Origin of the sequence: Oribacterium sp. FC2011 (assembly GCF_000701645.1) — a bacterium.
Lineage (GTDB): Bacteria > Bacillota > Clostridia > Lachnospirales > Lachnospiraceae > Oribacterium.
The window spans coordinates 1-21,040 of the sequence record NZ_JNJM01000024.1 but is presented as its reverse complement, the minus strand read 5'-3'; the positions used below and the strand labels follow the sequence as shown (position 1 = coordinate 21,040).

The window sequence follows — 21,040 nt, the reverse complement described above, 5'->3', positions numbered from 1 at the left end:
GTACTGTTTGAACCGCCGGATAAGAGCGACGGAATGGAGATTAAGATAAAATGGAATTTTGGTTTGAAGAATTACATACAGACAATGTGAAGCTGTCCATACGTGTAGATGCACAGCTGTTTTCCGGGGAAAGCGAGTATCAGAGAATTGATGTTTTCAGGTCGCCGGAGTTCGGGAAATTTCTCTGCTCCAACGGCAGCGTGATCTTTTCCGAGGCGGACGAGTTTGTTTATGACGAGATGATAGTACATGTACCCATGTCTGTTCATCCCGGTGTCAAAAAGGTGCTGGTAATCGGCGGAGGTGATGGAGGCGTTGCCAGAGAGCTTTCCTATTATGATGAGATCGAGGAAATCGATGTGGTTGAGGAGGATCAGCTTTTTATCGATGTCTGCAAGGAATGGTTTCCCGATAATGCCTGCGGTCTCGATGATCCCCGGGTAAAGATCTACAACGAAAACGGTTTAAGATTTCTGAGATCCCGCCACGATCAGTACGACCTTATCATTAACGACTGTACGGATCCCCTGGGCCATACAGCAGGCATGTTTACTAAGGAGTTTTACGGCAACTGCTTCGGAGCCCTTCATGAAGACGGAATAATGGTATATCAGCACGGAAGTCCCTTCTTTGACGAGGATGAGGAGTCCTGCCGCGCCATGCACAGGAAGGCTTTCAGAAGCTTTCCGATAAACAGAGTTTACCAGGCTCATATCCCCACCTGTCCGGCAGGCTGCTGGCTCTTCGGTTTTGCCAGCAAGAAGTATCATCCGCTGAAGGATTTCAACGGTAAAAGATGGAATGCGCGGAATATCAAAACCTGGTACTACACAACACATTTGCACCGCGGAGCATTTATGCTGCCGCGTTATGTAGAGGATCTTTTAAGCGAGGAGGAAAATAAGATATGAGTAGAGTTCTTGTAATCGGCTGCGGAGGCGTTGCACAGGTGGCTATCCAGAAATGCTGCCAGAACAGTGAGGTTTTCGCTGAGCTTTGTATCGCAAGCCGTACAAAATCAAAATGTGATGCCCTTAAGGAAAAGCTTGAAGGGAAAACTTCCACTGTTGTTACAACCGCACAGGTTGACGCGGATAATGTGGATGAGGTTATAGAGCTCATCAGGTCCTATCAGCCTGATGTTGTTCTCAATGTTGCACTCCCCTATCAGGATCTCACCATCATGGATGCGTGCCTTGCCTGTGGTGTACATTATGTAGACACCGCAAACTATGAGCCGGAAAACACCGAGGATCCGGAGTGGAGAAAGATCTATGAGAAGCGCTGCAAGGAGCTTGGTTTCTCAGCTTACTTTGATTACTCCTGGCAGTGGGCCTACGATCAGAAATTCAAGGATGCGGGACTTACTGCTCTTCTGGGAACCGGCTTTGATCCGGGAGTTACCAGTGTGTTCTCGGCTTATGCATTAAAACACTATTTTGACGAGATCCATACCATAGACATCCTCGACTGTAACGGCGGAGATCATGGCTATCCTTTCGCCACAAACTTTAATCCTGAAGTAAATCTTCGTGAGGTAAGCGCTCCGGGAAGCTACTGGGAGGACGGTCACTGGGTAGAGGTTCCCGCCATGTCCATAAAGAGAGAATATGATTTTCCTCAGGTGGGAATGAAGGATATGTATCTTCTTCATCATGAGGAGATCGAGGCCCTCGCAAAGAATATTCCGGGAGTAAAGAGAATCCGTTTCTTCATGACCTTCGGACAGAGCTATCTTACACATATGAAGTGTCTGGAGAATGTGGGAATGCTTTCCACCACTCCTATCAATTTCAATGGTCAGGAGATCGTGCCTATTCAGTTCCTGAAGGCGCTTCTTCCGGATCCTGCATCTCTCGGACCGAGAACTGTGGGAAAGACCAATATCGGCTGTATCTTTACCGGAGTTAAGGATGGAAAGGAAAAGACCATCTTTATCTATAATGTCTGCGACCATCAGGAGTGCTACAAGGAGCTTGGCAGCCAGGCCATCAGCTACACAACCGGTGTTCCGGCCATGATAGGTACTGCCCTTGTTGCAAGCGGTGTATGGAACAAGAGGGGAACCCTCACAACGGATGAGTTCGATCCGGATCCATACATGGAGATGCTCACAAAGTTCGGTCTCCCATGGGTGGTTGATGAGAATCCGGTAACTGTTGAATGAAGGTTTAACTACCGAATAGAAAAATGCAGGTTTCGTGCCCGGCACGCATTCCCTGCATTTTCTTCTGATAAAGCATTTGATAATCAGCCGGAATATATAATTCAGAAGTCCTGAAACAACGTGAATTCTTTAGTTCAGACAAATGAAGACGCTGTAGCTGTGTTAGTGTTTAGGTGTATGAAGTGGAAATCAAGGAATTGAAAACACCGGTATATCTGGTGGATGAAAAAAGAATAGAGGATAATCTCCGTATCCTGAAGGGTGTGGAGGAACGGACGGGATGCCATATACTGCTTGCCCAGAAGGCATTCTCCATGTTCCGGATTTATCCCCTTATAAGAAAATATATCTCTGGAGCAACTGCCAGCGGTCTTTTCGAGGCCAGGCTTGCACATGAGGAAATGGGTGGGGAGAATCATGTGTTCTCTCCTGCCTTTACTCATGAAGAGATGGTGGAGCTTTGTGAGATCTGCGACCATATCAGTTTTAATTCACTGAGGCAGCTGGAGCTCCACAGACCGGTCTGGGAGGGGGATAAGCCGGGCCCGGATTCGGAAATGGATTTCAAAGAAGATCCGGGTATGAAGGCCGGAAAGGATGTGCTCTCCCACGGGGATTCCTGTGAAGGTTCCGGTGAGGACTCCGTCAGGAATTTTAAAGATAACTCAGGTGTGACATCTGAAACCCATTACGAAAAACAACACCGGGTCAGTGTCGGACTTAGGATCAATCCGGAGTTTTCCACCCAGGAGGGGCACGAAATATACGACCCTTGCGCTCCCGGTTCACGTCTCGGTATCCGGAGGAAGGATATGCCGGAGCATTTGCCTGAGGGAGTTGAAGGTATACATTTCCATACCCTCTGCGAGCAGGGGGCCGAGCCTCTGGCTGCTACTGTCAGGGCTGTGGAGGAAAGCTTCGGAACATATCTCAGGGAAGCAAAATGGGTGAACCTCGGGGGCGGCCACCATATCACAAAGCCGGGATATAATCTCGCGCTTCTGGAAAAGACCATATGTCATCTCAGGGATACCTATGATGTTCAGGTTTATCTGGAGCCGGGGGAGGCTATCGCCCTTGATGCCGGTTATCTTTACACGAGGGTAATGGATATAGTTGATAATACTCTCCCCATCCTCATTCTGGATGCCTCCGCTGCCTGCCATATGCCGGATGTGCTGGAGATGCCATACCGTCCGCCTCTTCGTGACGGTGGTATGCCCGGGGAGAAGCCTTTTACCTGCAGACTTTCCTCAAGAACCTGTCTCGCAGGGGATGTCATCGGGGATTACAGCTTTGACAGAATGCCGGAAATCGGAGACACCCTGGTTTTTGAAGACATGGCCATCTATTCCATGGTGAAGAACAATACCTTTAACGGTATGCCTCTTCCTGATATCGGACTCCTGCATGAGGATGGTTCCTGCGAGATTGTGAAGAGCTTCGGATATGAGGATTTTAAATGCCGGCTTTCGTAGTACATATGGTTTTCCTGTTTGATTATTACATATGACAGAAAAAAGATCGGAATATATAGCCGATTAGATTGACATCTGTGTGTCAGAAATAAACGGCGGAAAACATGCATTTATAGATGAGGAGCTTATTGGCTCTTCATCTGTGTTTCAGAGAAAAAGACTGAAACCGGAAGTTTATAGGAGAAAGGTTTATGCTGATCAAAGACAGAATCCCGTCAGAGGACGGATTTTATATGCCGGCTGAGTTTAACGAGCATGAAGGTACTCTTCTCATTTGGCCAACGAGACCCGGAAGCTGGGGTGTGGACCCGTCAAAGGCTCAGGCGGCCTTTTGCGAGATCGCAAGGGTACTGTCCCGTAATGAAAAGGTATGGTTCCTTTGTGACAGCGAGCATAAAGAGGAAGCCTCGGCTGCTCTCTCAGACTGTGCTGAGATCCTGGAGATACCTACGGATGATGCCTGGGCCAGGGATGTGGGACCTACCTTTGTTACTGACGGTAAAGAGTTGAGAGGCATTAACTGGAAATTCAACGCCTGGGGTGGGGATTACGACGGTCTCTATGCCCACTGGGATAAGGACGATGCTGCCGCCGTCGGGTTCTGCGAGGCACTGAAAAAAGATATCTATGACTTCGGGGACTTCGTTCTGGAAGGCGGTTCCATCCATACTGACGGAGAAGGAACACTTCTTGTAACGGAAACCTGTCTTCTCAGTAAGGGAAGAAATCCGGAGCTCAGTAAAGAGGAAATAGAAAAAAGGTTGTGTGATGCCTTGGGGGTTAAAAAGGTTTTATGGCTGCCATATGGCATTTACAATGATGAAACCAACGAACACGTGGATAATGTCTGTGCCTTTATACGTCCTGGGGAAGTGGTGCTTGCCTGGACCGATGACGAAGCGGATCCCCAGTATGCCATGTCAAAGGCTGACTATGACTACCTTTCCGGGATTACGGATGCAAATGGAAGGAAGCTCATCCTTCATAAGCTTCCTGTGCCGGAGCACCCCATACTTATCGGTGATGAAGACGTAGATAAGTATGAGTTTGAGGAGGGCGAGGACATTCGCACCGAAGGGGAAAGGCTTGCGGCAAGCTATGTGAATTTCTATTTCGGAAACAAAACGGTGCTGGTGCCTCAGTTCGGAGGAGAAAACGCTGAAAGCGATGAAAGGGCTCTTAAGCTTTTCAGAGAGCTCTGCCCTGACAGAGAGGTTGTGGGGATATATTCCATGGACATACTGCTGGGTGGCGGGAACATTCACTGCATAACGCAGCAGGTGCCGATGGCGTGAGCTTTGGAATGAGGAGTGGCTGCATGTCCGGTGGATCCGGTATGCAGTGCCGGATTTTGTTAAGTGGTTTTAAATGGGATGACCTTCATGCCGTCATTGAGAGTAAGAACATCAGATGCCGGATCTTATTGTAGAGAAGATTCAGAGAGGATTATTTTATGAGTTCTGTTAAAGCAGCAGCCATTCAGATGAGCTGCACTGAAAGACCCGAGGGTAATATAGCTCATGCTGAGGAGCTTGTAAGAAAGGCTTATGAGCTGGGGGCAAGGATCATACTGCTTCCTGAGCTTTTTGAGAGACCTTATTTTTGCCAGGAGCGAAGGTACGAGTACTATGACTATGCTCTTCCCACGGAAGAGAATTCCGCGGTTAAGCATTTCAGTAAGCTTACGGAGGAGCTTTCGCTGGCAATGCCGGTGAGCTTTTATGAAAGGTCCGGGAACTGTCTTTACAATTCCATCGCAATGCTTGATTCGGGATCTCTTATGGGAGTATACAGAAAGACTCACATTCCGGATGACCACTACTATCAGGAGAAGTTTTATTTCACCCCAGGGGATACAGGCTTTAAGGTCTGGAATACCAGATATGGTAATGTTGGCGTCGGGATATGCTGGGATCAGTGGTTTCCCGAGACCGCAAGATGCATGGCTCTGATGGGGGCGGATATACTGCTCTATCCTACCGCAATAGGAAGCGAACCTATACTTGAGGTTGACAGTTCGGGACATTGGCAGAGAACCATGCAGGGACATGCAGCAGCCAATATCGTTCCGGTAATGGCCGCAAACCGTTACGGTCTCGAGAAGGTTGAACCCTGTGAGGAAAACGGAGGTCAGTCCTCTTCTCTTACCTTCTACGGCAGCAGCTTCATCACGGATGAAACCGGAGCAATACTTCAGCAGGCCGGCCGTGACAAAGATGAGATCCTTATATCCGAATTCGATTTTGACAGAATAAGAAAAGACCGCCTGTCCTGGGGCTTATTCAGGGACAGACGTCCGACGTGCTATAGTAAAATCTGTGAATAGTAATTGAGATCCAATTGGAATTGCATATGTATGACATGGTGTTTTTTAATCCCTGAAAACTATCTTACCGCCGCAGATGGTGGTCTTTATTTTTCCGTAGAGCTCCCAACCGATGAAGGGGGAGTTTGAGGCTTTTGAACGGAAGCTGTCGCCCACAGTCCACTTTTCTTCAGGATCAAAGATTACGAGGTCTGCATCAGCTCCTTCCGATAGTGTGCCGGCCGGAAGCTTATAAAGCTTTGCGGGATTTATGGTAAGGGCTTCGATGACTCTTTTGAGAGGCACCTGACCGGTGCGGACAACGCTTGTCAGAACGAGGCCGAGAGCTGTTTCCAGTCCGATCATGCCGCTTGGTGCCGATTCGAGGGGCTTCGACTTCTCTTCCTTGCTGTGAGGCGCGTGATCCGTGGCTATCATGTCTATGGTGCCGTCACGGAGACCTTCTATAAGCGCCTGACGATCCTTCTCTGTTCTTAGCGGAGGATTTACTCTTGCGAGGGAGCCCTTTTCGAGAACCAGCTCTTCAGTGGCAGCAAGATGCTGGGGAGTAACCTCTCCAAATACTTTTATGCCCATTTTCTTTGCGGACCTGAGTATATCTACTGTTACACCGCTGGATATATGCTGGATGTCCAGCTTTGCTCCGATCTTCCGGTTCAGCATTACATCCCTTGCAACAAGCACATATTCTGCTTCATCCGGAGCTCCTCCCAGACCAAGCCTGTCTGAAACCACACCTTTGTTGACTCCTGCACTGAACATCAGCGCCGGATCCTCTTCATGAAGAGATATGGGAACGTCGAGCTCTTTACATTTCTTAAGTGCCTGAAGCAGCAGCTTCTCATCTGCTATGGGGACTCCGTCATCGGTGAAGCCTGCAGCCCCTGCAGCAAGCAGCGCCTCCATATCGGTAAGCTCCTTGCCCTGCATCCCGGCTGTAACATTGGCAGCCTGAAGGACATGGATGGGAAGTTGTTTTTCCCTTGAGCAAAGCTCCGCCAATGTTTCCAACGAGTCAACAGGCGGTTTCGTGTTTGCCATGCAGATAACTGTGGTGTAGCCTCCGGCAGAAGCGGCAGCCGCACCGGTGGTGATGTCTTCTTTATAAGTAAGTCCGGGGTCACGGAAATGAACGTGAACGTCTATGAAACCCGGAGCCACTATCAGGTTTTCCGCATCTATAACTGTGTCGAAGTTCAATGCCGGATCTACGGCACCTATGCGTTCTATTTTTCCTTTATCGTTTATCACCACATCTGTTATGGTATCAATGTTGTTTGCCGGATCAATAACTCTTCCGCCTTTGATCAGTTTCATTTCGTCCTCCGGATGTATAAGTATTACGCATTGTTTTGCGTTTATTTTTATATTATAAGGTTTTTACGCAACAAAAAAGAGGTAAGCCATTGTATTGGTCACTTACCTCTATATTGTTGTAGGTTTCATTAATCCCTACCTCCTACTTTTCGTAGAATTTTGCTTAAATTTAGTATAGATTATTGCAAGCCCTTTTGCAAGGATTTCGTAAGATTTATGTTATAAAAAATATACATATAAGTTATGGTGACTTCCCCGGGAAGTTATAACAAAAAAACGGTATTCCAAAACAGAAGATACTATCCCGGAATACCGTATTTTATATTTGGAAAGCTATACGATTCCGCTGTCAAGATCCGCCAGGGAATCCCTTACCTTCACGCTGTTTGTCTCTGCCATGTAGGAAGCATAAGGTACAAGAAGGTAATCATTGGTGCCGTAGAGATCATTGGCAGAGGTATCTACAACATAGTCGGCGCCGCCGATGTTTACGATATTATAGGTATGGCTGCCGGTGCTGTTGTGGGCGCATTCGGCTTTGACATTCAGGCCGCAGTTCATGCCGATGATGTAGAAGCTTGCTGTGTAACCTCTGCAGTTGGTGACACCATATTTAAATCCTTCTACTGCGCTTGAAGAAGAACCGGTATAACGCTGGAAAGAGAAATTATCACAGATGTAGTTGTTGATAAAGATGGATTTTTCACTGTCACTCATGCCGGAGGTCATAGCCTTTACAGCATTGATGTGATAAATGAGAAGATCCAGATCCTGCTCTCTTTCCTGATAGTACTCATCATCATAACTACCTGATTTTCCAAGGCGCAGAACAAATGACCGGTCAGTAAGGTCAGCTACGGACTGTCTGTTGACATTGACCAGTGAAGTCATAGTTATGAAGTCATTGTCACTTCTTGAAAATGTTCCGATGGTACGTACATCACTGCCCGTATCCAGACCAAGTTCCTTTTTCAGCATTTTAACGCCCATACTTCTGACATTGGGATCAGTTTCGCCTGCATAGAGAGCTTCGATATCGGCTGCTGAACAGCCATAGGCACACAGAGACCCTGTGAATAGAAACAGTACAACTAAAATGAATAAAATACCCCTTTTAAACATAAGTTACACCCCCGAAAGCAAATACCCCTAATATCTACATTCGCATATTATTTTCGGATAATGTTTCCAAAAAAATAAGACTTTCGGAGCGTAAATTTAATAAAAGTTATTTATGAAAATAATTTTCCTAAAAAACGGATTTATGAAAACGAAAAGGAGCGGACTGAACCGCTCCTTTTATAAACGCTATAAGGTTGTCACGGAATGATGAACAGAGAGTTCTTTCATCTACTCGATTGCTTTAAACTCTATTGCATCCTCCGGATTCAGAGGCTTAGAGAAATAGTAGCCCTGAATGGCATCGGCATTAAACTCCCGAAGCTTTTCGTACTGCCACTTCTCTTCCACACCTTCTATGGTGATAAGCTTTCCGATGTCGTGTACCAGCTGTATCACATCTCTTATAAAGGCATCCTTGCCCTCTACCAGGTAGGTATCCACCAGAGATTTATCGAGCTTAACATTATCAACCGGCACATAGGTCAGATATGCAAGTGATGAGTAACCGGTTCCGAAATCATCAAGAAGAAGCTTTATGCCGAGCTTTCTGAAATCTTCAAACAGTTTTCCGGAAGTCGCAGACTCTTCCATCAAAAGACTTTCTGTAATCTCGATCTCGATGTACCCCGGGTCTACTCCGTACAGCTTGAGAAGCGATTCCAAAAATTCAACATAACCCGAGTCGTTGATCTGTCTGCTGGAATAATTGACGGATACAGGATAAATGGTCTTCCCGGCTTTCTTCCACTCTGCCAGCTGCTTTACTACAAGAGCTGTGGTGGCACGGCCAAGTTTTGAGGCCCATCCGTTTTTTTCTGCTATGGGAATGAACTGTCCGGGTCCGTAAGGTGAGTCCTTAAGCCGAACCAGCGCTTCATAGCCGATGACCTCTTTTGTCTGTGCGGAAACCTTCGGCTGGTACTTCATGTACAGGCCGTCGTTCTCCAGTGCATTCAGAAAAGCCTGTTTTACGTTGGTTTCCTCGGCAAACTTCTGCTTCATCACATCGGTATAAACGCAGACCATGTTTTTTCCATGCTCTTTGGCTTCAAACAAAGCCATCTCAGCATTAAGGATATGGTCCTGAGGTTCGGTGACTCCGTCAGAGTTTGAGATACCTGCACTTGTTGAAAGAAGTATACCCACATCCTCCACCATGAAAGGCTTGTTGAAGATATCCACTATGCCGGTAACTATCTCCGAATCTTTGTTGAGCCAATTGCCGGAATTGATGACGATAAACTCGTCTCCTCCGTATCTTCCCAGAGTAAGGTCGAGGGAGTCCGCAAAGCTTTTCAGACGGTCTGCTATGTCATTAAGAATCCGGTCTCCTATTTTGTGACCGTAGTTTTCATTTACATCCTTGAAACCGTCGATATCAAAAAGCATAACAGAGTATCTGTGGTCAGCCTTTAAATTATTACGCATATATTTCAGGATACTTCTTCTGTTCAGGAGATCCAGAAGCTCATCATGCTCAGCCTGGTACTGGAGCATGAATTTGGAGTTTTCTATCTCGGATTTGGATTTTTCCAGATCCTTTACATGCATTTTTTCGTTGATGAAAGCGAAGCTTATGGCTGAGACAAGACACAGCATGGAAATCATCAAAAGAGCAACAGCGGGGATGATTTCCTTGTAAGTTTCGCGGAATGACAGTGGTCTGTTAATATAGACGGTATCGTCCGGAAGCATTTTTTCGCTTATACCGTAACGTTTCATGAGACCATAGTTGAAACATGTAATGCTTGCGGCATCGGTGTAGAGCCCAAAATCGGATACCTTTGCACCATTGATCAGGATGTCAGTCAGTATGGTTGCAGCCAGCCTTGCCTGATCGAAGGCATTCATGTAAGTTCCGCCCAGTATTCCCACTTCTCTTCCTCCCACATAATTTCTCATAATGGGAGCGTCTGTGTTTTCCTGGATGATATTTGCAATATCCAGGAGGGAATATTTATGTCTGGTGGCATCATTGTAACATGCCATGAAAAATATGATGGAGTCATCCGGTAATGTTTTCAGCTTCTCTATGATCTCTGCCATGGTGAGTTTAGCGGCATTGAGTTCTATTACATTGTAGTCCGGGAAGGACTTCATATACTCATTAAATTCATCAATATCCACAAGGCCTGCTTCGGATTCGTCATGGAGTGCCACAAGAGTCTTTCTGTCCGGCATGGAATTCATGGCGGTTTTAGCGGTATCCACTATATAGTCCGGTTCGAAAACGCCGGTCATATAAGGATTGGCAACTGCTTTCTCAGCCCTCTCTTTATTGTTGATGGCAAAGAATACTATGGGCAGATCCTTGAAGAATTCCTCCTGGTGATCCATAGCAAACTGGAGAGCGTTATCATCGCTTACCACAATTCCGGTGTACTCTGCAGAGTTGTTGTTGAATCTTTCTTCGAAAAAATTGTAGAAACTGGATACATCTGAGTCGCCCTTGAAGCTCTTCACATCCATAAAAGAAATGTCAAATTCGATTCCATTGTCCAAAAAGACACTTTCCAGGCCGTTTTTCTTCTCATCGTAATTTGCATGCATGGAATCAAAGGAACTAAGGAAAAGGACATTCTGTGTTATGGGGACAGGGGGCTTTTGTTCATCAGGCTTTTTTCTTACTGCATAATAGGTGATTTGGGATAATGCTAAAAAAAGACAAAGTATACCTGTGGTAGCTATAGTGAATCTTAAAAAATTAAAGATGTTCTTTTTTGGCATACAGGTAAATTCCTTTATAGCTGGTAAATAATATGGGCGCAAATAACTGTCTCGACAGAATCTATATCGTCATATAATGAACATTTATTAATTAATGTGGCAAAATGAATTGCGTAAAATACCGTGCATATGCGGCGGTGACACATACATTGTATTATGGTACAATTTATTGGTTGGACGATGGAAACGTCCACGGAGGTAATTAATGAATTTATGGAAGAATAAATCTGTTTTGTTTGGCGTGCTTCTCCTTTTGGTACTTGGGGGAGCAACGTTTTATATTATATATAAAGAATTGAATGGACATGATATAGCGGGTACATTAAGTCATGCGGATATTCGCTGGGTGGCTGCCGCGGTGATTTCCATGATCCTTTATTCTATCGCTGACGGTGTAAACATCAGAAGATGTCTTCGGCTTACGGGATACCAGGTAAGTGTGCCACAGATGATGAAGTATGCATTTGCAGGCTTCTTCTTCAGTTCCATAACACCTTCTTCATCAGGAGGACAGCCGGGACAGTTGTACTTTATGTACAGGGATAAGATCAAGTTGTCTCACGGGACTTTTTCTCTACTGTGCGCTTTTCTGAGTTATCAGATTATGGCAGTTGTATGGGGAATCATCGGAGTTATCTTTATTCCCAAAGGGATAATGAGTCTGGGAGGACAGTTTTCCTACGTATTTCCAATAGGCTTTGCTATAAATATTGTAACGATAATCATCCTGATATGCATTCTCTTTTCCAGGCGGATGACCATATTGTTTGCGTACGTAGCACTCCGGTTAAACCGTAAAAAAAATAAACCGGGCAGCAAGAACGAAATAATGCGTTTTTTCGCAACATATCGTAAAGCTGCCGGTTTAATGAACAGTAATAAGCGTGTATTTCTGAAGATACTTCTGACTTCCTTTGTTCAGATGTCACTCTTCCATTCAGTACCGTTTCTTTGTTCCAGGGCTTTGGGCTGTGATAATTTCAGCTGGTTCACAGGAGTCTGCACCCAGGGAGCTCTGTTCCTTTCCGTTTCTTCTCTTCCGCTTCCGGGAGCTGCAGGAGTTACGGAATACGGTTTTGCCTTGTTTTTTGCGGATCTCATACCGAAGCATCTCATGGGAAGTACCATGATCCTGTCACGTTTCTGCAGTTTCCTGTTCCCGCTTATAGTAAGCGGCTCCCAGCTTCTGCTTCTTCAGTTAAATACGAAGTGCCGGCGGGCGATCCGATAGGAAATGCGGTAGGTTGGATAGCTTATAAAGCGCGGAAGGATGCGGATTGGACGGATGGGATGTCTGTAAAAGGGCTTCTGCATTATCCAATCATAAACATTGGGCTTATTGTCTTTTATCTCATCGAGGAACGACTCCATCAGTTCCTCGTTTTCTTTTGTTCCGGAACGGAGAAGTATGGTTATGGTGATCAGTGAGAGGATCTCTACATAATAGTAGAGGTACTCTCTTTTTGATTTATTGCCGATGCTTTCGAGATCCAGATCATAGAGCATGCGGCGGTTTACCTCAAGCTGCATGCCGATCCTTTGCAGCATGACGTTTTCATTAACAGACTGGTCAGCTCGTCCGATAAAGTAACGGTAAAGGTCTACATCCAGATAAAACATACTATCCACGTGTACCAGAGGATATGATACGAACAGGTGATCCACGTAGAAGGTGTGCTTCGGAAGCTCCATATTGCAGCTTACGAGCAGATCTGTTCTGAAGGTGGTGGCATGCATGAGAAGATAGGAACCCATCTCAAATTCTTTCACTTCATTCCAGGAGAAGCGGCGGTTTATGGGCAGGTTCTTATGGTAGTTGATGCTGCAGCTACGTTTTTCAATGACATTTTCATGGACGTAGTTTGTGATGATAAGGTCTACCGGATCGCCACTGTCCTGCATTTTCTTCAGAGTTCCGAGAAAGATATAAAGAGCGTTTTCGTCGAGCCAGTCATCGGAGTCCAGGACTCTGAAATAAAGACCGGTGGCTTCCTGAAGACCTGCCATAACAGCATCTCCGTGCCCTCCGTTTTCTTTGTTTACAACCTTTATTGTGCCGGGATATCTTCCGGCGTACTCTTCTGCTATTTTTTGTGTATCATCCGTTGAGCCGTCATTAACAACGATTATCTCTATCTGGTCCCTGCCGGGCAACAGACTTTCGATTGCGTGACGGACATATTCCTGTGAATTGTAGCAAGGGATTGCCACTGAAAGAAGTTTATGCATCGTATAACCTTTTCTTTAATCCGAAATTACCTTTGACGCTAAAAACAATTCTCAAAAGGACAACCTTAAGTCTGCTTTAAGCGTATTTCTACGGCTCGAATGATTGTACCATATATTTGATGTTCACGAAACTTTTTAATCAAGTAAAACCTTGACTTTGATATTTTATAAACATAGAATTGAATCGAAAATCGTTCCTGGTTTTAAATTCTTTTGAAGGGTGGTGGTCATATGTCAAGTGACAGTCGAAGTTCAGATACTGTTCCCCGAAGTACACATAATATGATCACGGCAATCTTCTGCTGCAACACCCGGAATTCCCTGTAAAGAGTATCTTCCTGTGTGCGGCTTATTTTGCCGTATAAAAGGAGATACAAGATGGAAGAAAAGAATAATGTTTTTGATGAGCTTCTCACCATGTTTGAAAACAAGGAGTACCTGAAGCTCCGTGAGGCGCTGTCCGAACATAATGATGCGGATATCGCTGCATGGATAGAGGAACTCGATGAAGAGCGAATGCTTAAGATATTCCGTATACTGACCAAGAATCAGGCTGCGGACGTTTTCTCGTACCTTGATGTGGACCTCCAGCAAAAGATCATCAGCGCAATGTCCGAAAAAGAAGCGGCAGGAATCATTGATAACCTTATGGCGGATGATGCTGCAGATCTTATGGATGAGATGCCGGCGAACATCGTTACAAGGATACTGGCCAATGCCAATGCCGATACAAGGCGTGAGATCAATCAGCTTCTGCGCTATCCGGATGACAGTGCCGGAAGCATCATGACCGTGGAGTTTGTGGACCTTAAGGAAAGCTCTACTGTCAGGGAAGCCATAGAAAGAATTCGTAAGGTCGGTGTCGACTCCGAGACCATCGATGTTTGCTATGTACTGGACAGCGGCAGACATCTCCTTGGAACCGTAGCCCTGAGATATCTCCTGCTCTCAAAGGATGATGAGATAATCGGGGACATAATGCATGAAAATGTCATTGCCCTTAATACCATGATGGATCAGGAGGAAGTTGCGAGACAATTCAAGAAGTACGACTTTACCACCATGCCGGTAGTAGACAATGAAAACAGGCTTGTGGGTATCGTTACAGTCGATGATATCGTGGATATCCTGGAAGAAGAGGCCACAGAGGATATGGAAAAGATGGCAGCTATCCTTCCTTCCGATAAGACCTACATGAAAACCAGCGTGTTCGAAACCTATAAAAAGAGGATTCCCTGGCTTCTGCTTCTCATGGTAAGTGCTACCTTTACCGGTGCCATCATTAAGTCCTTTGAGGACGCCCTCAGTGTGTGCGCTGTGCTTGTGGCTTACATTCCCATGCTCATGGATACAGGCGGTAATGCCGGCGGCCAGGCGTCTGTTACTGTTATCCGTGGATTGTCTCTCGGTGAGATTGAATATTCCGATGTTCCCGGGGTTATCTGGAAGGAAATCAGAGTTGCTGTTTTCTGCGGACTGACATTGGCAGTTGCCAATTTTGCAAAGCTTCTCATCTTTGATCATGTGGCTGTGCCTGTAGCTATCACGGTATGTCTGACGCTTATTGCGGCGGTACTTATGGCTATGCTCATAGGCTGTGTGCTTCCGGTTGGAGCAAAGCGCCTTGGTTTTGACCCAGCGGTTATGGCGAGTCCTTTCATCACTACAATCGTTGATGCTCTCTCGCTGCTGGCATATTTCAGGTTTGCGACGATGATTTTGAAGCTGTGAAAAAAGGCAGACGCCTTCATCGGCGTTAGTTTTTTTACGATTACGTCAGATTTGACAGAGATCTCATAACAAGGTCAATGTCCTGGTTCTCAAGTTCCTGGATAACATGAAGGTATGTCTTCTGTGTTGTTGTCATACTTGCATGCCCAAGTCTTCTCGCAACGCTCGCTATAGATACTCCTGCATAGAGAAGTATGGAGGCATGTGTATGACGAAGACCATGAACAGATATCACAGGAATGTTCAGCTTAGTGCAGTATCTTGTCAGGATGTCATTAACGGTAGAGTTATATACCTTCTCTTTGGTGGCAAAGATAGGTTTATCTAAAGGTAGCTCTTTGACCAAGGTTGCAAACTGCATTACAAGCTGCCAGTCTATCTGGATTTTTCTGACAGAAGACTTATTCTTCGTTGGGGAGAAACCGCCGCCTGCTTTATAGTTCCAGGTCTTGTTTACGGATAATGCCTGATGAGCAAAATCAAAGTCATTAGGCGTAACAGCGAGTGCCTCCGAAAACCGCATTCCGGTTTTGGCAACAAGTAAGATAAACCAATCCCAGTTAATTGTGTCATCAAGCTTCAAGCTTTTAAGAAGGGTATGTAATTCAAATTGGTTTAGATATTTTGTCTTCTTTGTAGACGGAGTTTTTCCTTTTATTATGACCTTCCTTGTGGGGTCTCTGGGCACAAGACCCTCATCAACAGCATCCAGTACTGCCCCTTTCAGCTGATGATGAAAGTCCATGGTTGTTTGTCTCTCATGCTCCTTTGCATATTCATTTATGATTTGTTGGTATGCAACACGTGTAACATCACAAAGTCTGAGTTCAGGCGCAAGCCTGGTGATCCACATGTGGCTCATTTGATACTTTGCCAGAGTGACATCCCTGATTGCTCCCTCTTTGTATACTGAAATCCACTTCTCATAGTAGTCCTTCAACATGTCGGTCGGTTGAAAATCATTCGGCATTTTTGTCTCCTTCCTACGCCGATGAAGGACTTTAAAGCTATTTAATTGTTTTCTGTCTTGTCAGGATCCGGGATATCGAACCCATCTTCAAGGATAAACTTAGTCAGAAGCTCGTCTACACGATTACTTACAAGAAATGGCGGTAGCTTTTTCCCATCAACTCTGGAAAAGTATTCCTGTGCTTTTTCACGAACCACAGTGGCTTTCAAAGCATCAAAACGTCCGTACTCGTTAAGCTTTGTTTGAGAAACGTGAGCATTCATCATATCTCTAAGTTTAGGCTCTGACACACCCAGATATTTGACCAGTATTCGTATCTGCTCAGTTTTTGTGTTCTGAGCGTATTCAATGATATAGTCACGCAGCGTATAATCTGCATAAAATTTGGCATCTCCTGACTGAACATCATGAAGGAAAAGATTTGCATACTTCTGTTCCTCCTGAGACAGGAAAGCGAATGACTTATGCAGTTCTTCTAAAGTTGCTTCAATCTCCTTCGGATCGGCGTTAGGGTCATCCAGCTGCTTCTTCCACTTTTCAAATCGTGAATTCATGTAGTCATTATCGATAACACCGGTATTCTGCTCAGAAAGATACGGGTCAATGGGAAAAGTAATTTCTTCAAAATCGCCATTTACACTACCGGGTCTTCGAAGCTCTTTATATCTTTGGGCAAGAATCTGATACTGTTCTTCTGTTGGAATCAGTATAATGTTTTCGCCCTCCACATCATCACTCTCCGTTTTTACCGGATACTCTTTCCTATTCCAGCTAAAGCCCTGAATCCTTGCTGCCTGAAGATATGTAGAAAATTCACGGAAAAGCTTTGCAAACTTAGCCCTTGAAGGAGTATCATCCGGCAGTCGGTCCATATCGGGAATGCCGGATTGTTTGAGAATATCCACCATATCCTTAAATGATATGTTCATATGCGCTACATTTGCAGGAAGATGATCTGCAAAGAGTCCCTGCGGTTTGTCACCGGAATAAAGTTTAACGGCATCATCCACATTTCTTTTCATTGTATGAGGAAGCCTGTAATATCTTATGGAACCAAAAGGCTTTTCATTTATATTGAAAAGACGGTTTGTTCTTGAAAAGGCCTGGATAAGGTTTTGATAAGTAAGCACTTTGTCAAGGTACAGAGTATTTATCCATTTTGAATCAAAACCTGTAAGCATCTGGTTTACAACGATCAAAAGGTCCAACTGTTGTTCCGGCTTCAGGCGCTCATAAGGGCGCTTGTGAGCAAGTCTTGAAGAAACATCCTTTTTAAACTTCGCATAACCACCGATATCAAAGTTTTGACCGTAAATACTATTGTAGTCTTCCAGCATTTCCTTTAATCCATCTTCCTTTTCAAGTGACTTGCTGCCACCTTGATTATCGATGGTCGGATCAAATAAACCGGTGATCTTTAAATCAGGATATCTGTCACGGAATTTACGGTAGTAACGTATGGCTTCCGGGATGCTTGCAGTTGCAAATATGGCATGGAACTTATTGTTCCTGCTTAATGTAGGCCAGTTTTCCATCATATCGTCGATAACTGCATACTGATACTCATCTGTTTGCCATGCTTCTTTCTCTATATAATCCTCTATTCCCTTTCGATAACTGCCATCAGGCAGAACCTTTCCTGCCATGGGAACTTCTGATGAGGACATAAATTTATAATATTTTTTGCTCATTACCGGGTCAGAGATTGCTTCTGCCTCGGATGAAGCACCCGATTCCCGAATAGCAACCCTCTTTCTAAGGTCTTTGTCACGGTATACAGACACCATGGTAGGATCAAATCCCAGAACATTCCTATCCCTTATTCCATCGGCAATACTGTATCGATGAAGCTCGCTTCCGAAGATATCTGATGTGGTGCTTAAAGCCTGCTCATTTTCTTTAAATACCGGAGTTCCGGTAAATCCGAAGAAAAGAGCATTGGGAAATGTTTCTTTTATGGTTGATAACATCTCTCCGAAGGTTGAACGATGGCACTCATCTATGATGAAAACTAATCGCTTACTCTTCATGTCCTCAAGATCCTTTGCACGCATCTTGCTTACAGCATCTTCTTTGATATTACTCATTTTTTGAATAGAGGATACTATCAACGTATTCTTAGGGTCTGTGCTTTTGAGCTTGGAAATAAGAGTTATTGTATCTTCAGTTTCCTGCACGTCGTCAGCATTATCTGCAAAAGCGCGATACTCTTTAAGGGACTGAGTGCCAAGTTCGATTCTGTCCATAAGGAATACAACCTTATCTGCATCCTTTGAATTTGCGATAAGCTGCGCTGACTTAAAGGAAGTCATGGTCTTTCCGGAGCCGGTTGTGTGCCAAACGTATCCCCCAAGCTGATTGCCTGCATTCCAGTCGTTTTTTGCTACGCGATCAGAAATCTTGTTTGCGGCATAGTATTGATAGCTTCTCATTACCTTTAGGACACCGTCAGCATCATCTGCGACAGTGTAGAATCCTATGAGCTGATGTGCCATAGGGATGGATAGAAGGCGCTCAACAACTATTTTCCAATTATTTATAGGGTCATTGTTCATGTCCGCCCAATGAAAGTAGAAATCAGGATTGAATTTCCCATCCGGTCCCGGGTTTGCAAAGTACAAGGTCTCATCCGGGTTCATAGCGACAAAAACCTGAACCAGTGAGAACAGACCGGTGAAGATGTTTTCGTGGGCATACTTTTCAATCTGATTTACTGCTTCATTTACATGCACTCCTGAACGTTTTAGCTCGATATGAAAAACGGGCATACCGTTTATCAGAAGCATCAGATCTCCTCTTCTGTCCTGAAGAACCTTATCGTGACGTGGAAACTGTGGCTGTTCGGCAATCTGATATCTGCTCTGACCTGCTGCAATCTCCATGCGGTCATATATTTTCAGGCTTACTTCTTTCCCATAGTGGAGCTTGTCATCAGGATTCTTTCTGGTGATGGCAACAGTTTTACCGTTTATAAATCCATTAAGGGCAAGAGGTGTTCTCTTTTCTCTGATCTGCTCAAGCAGTTCATCCATTTCCTCCGGAATCAGGGGGCAGTCATTAAGGCGGTCAATATCTCTGTTGTTCTCAAACAGGATATCAGCCCAGTTCTGTATCAGATCCTTTTCCGTAGGATTGTAAATCACCTTCTTCTCCCAGCCATAACTCTGAAGTGCGGTGATAAGTGCTTTTTCAAAATCCATTTCTTTTTTGAAATAATCCATGAATATTGCTCCTGTTAATTTTGGACTTTACTGCTCACATATTTCTGATTCTTACTTTGGGGCTTGTCCGGAATAGTCATTTTCAGACGACCTGATTCAAGTAAAGGCTTAAGATAATATTCTGAAAAATGCTTTCTATTTACCAATTTCATATATTCCATCATTTCTGTTCTGCTTCTTGGTACGGAGCAGAATTCTATAAGACTACTTACATCATGTGTGGTGTCTTGTACCTCATCATGCGTGGTATCATGTGTGGTATCTTGTCCCCCATCATGCGTGGTCACCACCCATGATGCATCGGTCTTGCCCCAGTTTTTATTTTTAAGAGTTGCATAAAGCATAAACTCTGATTGCTTGTATTCAGGTTCCGGAAGTCCTGCTTCAGCCATGTCTCTGTATATACGATCAACACCCTCTCCGAATTCCTTAACCATATCATACTCATTAAGCAATTCCACAATCATAGGATTACGTGAGTAGTGGAACTCACGGATATTATTGATTCGCACAACACCGGGAAGGATCCCGGGACTTTCCACAGTAAAATGATCATCAAACATTTTAATCTGAATATCGGTTCCGCCGATACTATAATCGCGATGTGCGGCAGCATTGACAATCAACTCTGTCCAGCAGAACTCAGGGAATTCAGGGATAGTCTGAAACTTAGCGCCCTTACCAAGCTTAGTGTATTCTCTTATCTGTGTTTTAACAAAAGCAATCGCGTCATTTAACTGGTCAAGGATTCTTCCATCAAATTTTTTATCCTTGATTACATTCATCCTGTCTCCAACTTCTGCAGTCTTTCCTTCATATCGTATAAACCGGATCCGTGCACGTGGAAAGAAACGCTGCGGATTTTTTCCAAACAAAAGGATAGCCGATCCACTCACCAAATCTTCATCGCCCTGAGTAGTGATAAAGTCATGGTTGTGTCGAAGATAATGTTCTGCATCACCCTTTTCATAACCGATTCTCTGACAGTAGTTGGTTACATATTTTAAGTCTATGTCATCAATGGAAGCACCTGCTACAGGCTGATTTTCAAAGAACTTTACCCCTTTAGCGTAAACGAGCTGTAATCGTTGTTCAAAATTCAATTTTTTGCTTTTATCGCCAACACGAAGAAAAACTACATCGGACTGATTTGCGATAACTTTGTCGCTTGGGAATACCTGCATTCTGAGAATATGATTGGCTTTTCCGTTGCAATCAACTACATCTATTGTTTTTACATCAACTTTAACGCTTGGTTTGCAGTAGTCAAACGGAACCGTTAGTAACTCATTGATATTTTCCTCATAGTCATCTATGCCTGTTATATCACCATTATCTTCAATGCCTATAGCAAGATATCCGCCATCTGCATTTGCCATTGCTACAATAGGTTCAGCTAAATTAATGGCTTTAATTCTTGCAGATTTCCGATCCATAATCTGTTTTTCTGTGCTGAATTGCAAATCTTCTAATCTGTCGGGATTAAACATGATATTTATGCTCCTTTATGTAGTTCAAAACTTATATCTATAATATTTCGCTCAAATATAATATGTGGTTCAAATCGTGTATGATTTGAGTGATTGTAACTTACGCTCGTCTAAAGACATAGTATGATAAGGTTTTTCATAATTCTATAGATGAAAACATACTTTTCCTGATGAAGGGTGATAAGGTTATCGATACCTGTCAAAAACTCTCCGATTTGTTTTTGTTCTCCAACGCTCGGAACTAAAAAGCTCTGTTCGAGAA

14 protein-coding genes are annotated in these 21,040 nt (G+C 44.4%); 7 read left to right on the top strand and 7 right to left on the bottom strand.

The window, feature by feature from the left end:
• Window positions 1-50: 50 nt before the first annotated feature.
• The 5 genes from speE (at window position 51) to aguB (ending at window position 5,971) form a co-directional block, all read left to right on the top strand.
• Window positions 51-911: a polyamine aminopropyltransferase gene (gene speE / locus T357_RS0115420; protein ID WP_031554598.1), complete on the top strand. Its 861-nt coding sequence runs from the start codon at window positions 51-53 to the stop codon at window positions 909-911.
• Complete coding sequence (locus T357_RS0115415; protein WP_031554596.1) at window positions 908-2,167, top strand: saccharopine dehydrogenase family protein; 1,260 nt, start codon at window positions 908-910, stop codon at window positions 2,165-2,167. The genes speE and T357_RS0115415 overlap by 4 nt, the downstream gene beginning before the upstream one ends.
• 182 nt (window positions 2,168-2,349) lie before the next feature.
• A complete protein-coding gene (locus T357_RS0115410) occupies window positions 2,350-3,645 on the top strand; it encodes a carboxynorspermidine decarboxylase (protein WP_031554594.1) in 1,296 nt (431 codons plus the stop codon).
• A 191-nt stretch (window positions 3,646-3,836) separates the two neighbouring features.
• Window positions 3,837-4,940: an agmatine deiminase gene (gene aguA, locus T357_RS0115405; RefSeq protein ID WP_031554592.1), complete on the top strand. Its 1,104-nt coding sequence runs from the start codon at window positions 3,837-3,839 to the stop codon at window positions 4,938-4,940.
• A gap of 158 nt (window positions 4,941-5,098) precedes the next feature.
• Window positions 5,099-5,971, top strand: coding sequence for an N-carbamoylputrescine amidase (gene aguB, locus T357_RS0115400; protein ID WP_031554590.1), 873 nt, complete (start codon window positions 5,099-5,101; stop codon window positions 5,969-5,971).
• Window positions 5,972-6,016: 45 nt separating this feature from the next.
• On the opposite strand, the gene T357_RS0115395 is transcribed toward aguB, so the two are convergent.
• The 3 genes from T357_RS0115395 to T357_RS0115385 form a co-directional block, all read right to left on the bottom strand.
• Window positions 6,017-7,288 (bottom strand): dihydroorotase, encoded by a 1,272-nt coding sequence (locus T357_RS0115395; protein ID WP_031554588.1) that lies wholly within the window; start codon window positions 7,286-7,288, stop codon window positions 6,017-6,019.
• A 333-nt stretch (window positions 7,289-7,621) separates the two neighbouring features.
• Window positions 7,622-8,410 (bottom strand): hypothetical protein, encoded by a 789-nt coding sequence (locus T357_RS0115390; protein ID WP_031554585.1) that lies wholly within the window; start codon window positions 8,408-8,410, stop codon window positions 7,622-7,624.
• Between the two features lie 228 nt (window positions 8,411-8,638).
• Window positions 8,639-11,137, bottom strand: a complete 2,499-nt coding sequence (locus T357_RS0115385; RefSeq protein ID WP_031554584.1) for an EAL domain-containing protein — start codon at window positions 11,135-11,137, stop codon at window positions 8,639-8,641.
• Window positions 11,138-11,342: 205 nt separating this feature from the next.
• Between T357_RS0115385 and T357_RS0115380 the strand changes: the two genes are divergently transcribed.
• Entirely contained in the window at window positions 11,343-12,368 is a 1,026-nt protein-coding gene (locus T357_RS0115380) for a lysylphosphatidylglycerol synthase transmembrane domain-containing protein (RefSeq protein ID WP_031554581.1), read from the top strand.
• On the opposite strand, the gene T357_RS0115375 is transcribed toward T357_RS0115380, so the two are convergent.
• A complete protein-coding gene (locus T357_RS0115375; RefSeq protein WP_044917164.1) occupies window positions 12,332-13,366 on the bottom strand; it encodes a glycosyltransferase family 2 protein in 1,035 nt (344 codons plus the stop codon). The genes T357_RS0115380 and T357_RS0115375 overlap by 37 nt on opposite strands.
• 378 nt (window positions 13,367-13,744) lie before the next feature.
• Here T357_RS0115375 and mgtE point away from each other — a divergent pair, with 378 nt between their 5' ends.
• The gene (gene mgtE, locus T357_RS0115370; RefSeq protein ID WP_031554577.1) at window positions 13,745-15,097 is read left to right on the top strand and encodes a magnesium transporter; all 1,353 of its coding nucleotides are present in this window, start codon (window positions 13,745-13,747) and stop codon (window positions 15,095-15,097) included.
• A gap of 40 nt (window positions 15,098-15,137) precedes the next feature.
• Here mgtE and T357_RS0115365 read toward each other — a convergent pair whose 3' ends face one another.
• Genes T357_RS0115365 through T357_RS0115355 form a run of 3 tightly spaced genes read right to left on the bottom strand, consistent with a single transcriptional unit; the run spans window position 15,138 to window position 20,778 of the window.
• Entirely contained in the window at window positions 15,138-16,067 is a 930-nt protein-coding gene (locus T357_RS0115365) for a site-specific integrase (protein WP_031554575.1), read from the bottom strand.
• Between the two features lie 41 nt (window positions 16,068-16,108).
• Entirely contained in the window at window positions 16,109-19,288 is a 3,180-nt protein-coding gene (locus T357_RS0115360; protein WP_031554573.1) for a type I restriction endonuclease subunit R, EcoR124 family, read from the bottom strand.
• A 14-nt stretch (window positions 19,289-19,302) separates the two neighbouring features.
• Window positions 19,303-20,778, bottom strand: coding sequence for an ATP-binding protein (locus T357_RS0115355; RefSeq protein WP_049962483.1), 1,476 nt, complete (start codon window positions 20,776-20,778; stop codon window positions 19,303-19,305).
• Between the last annotated feature and the right edge of the window lie 262 nt (window positions 20,779-21,040).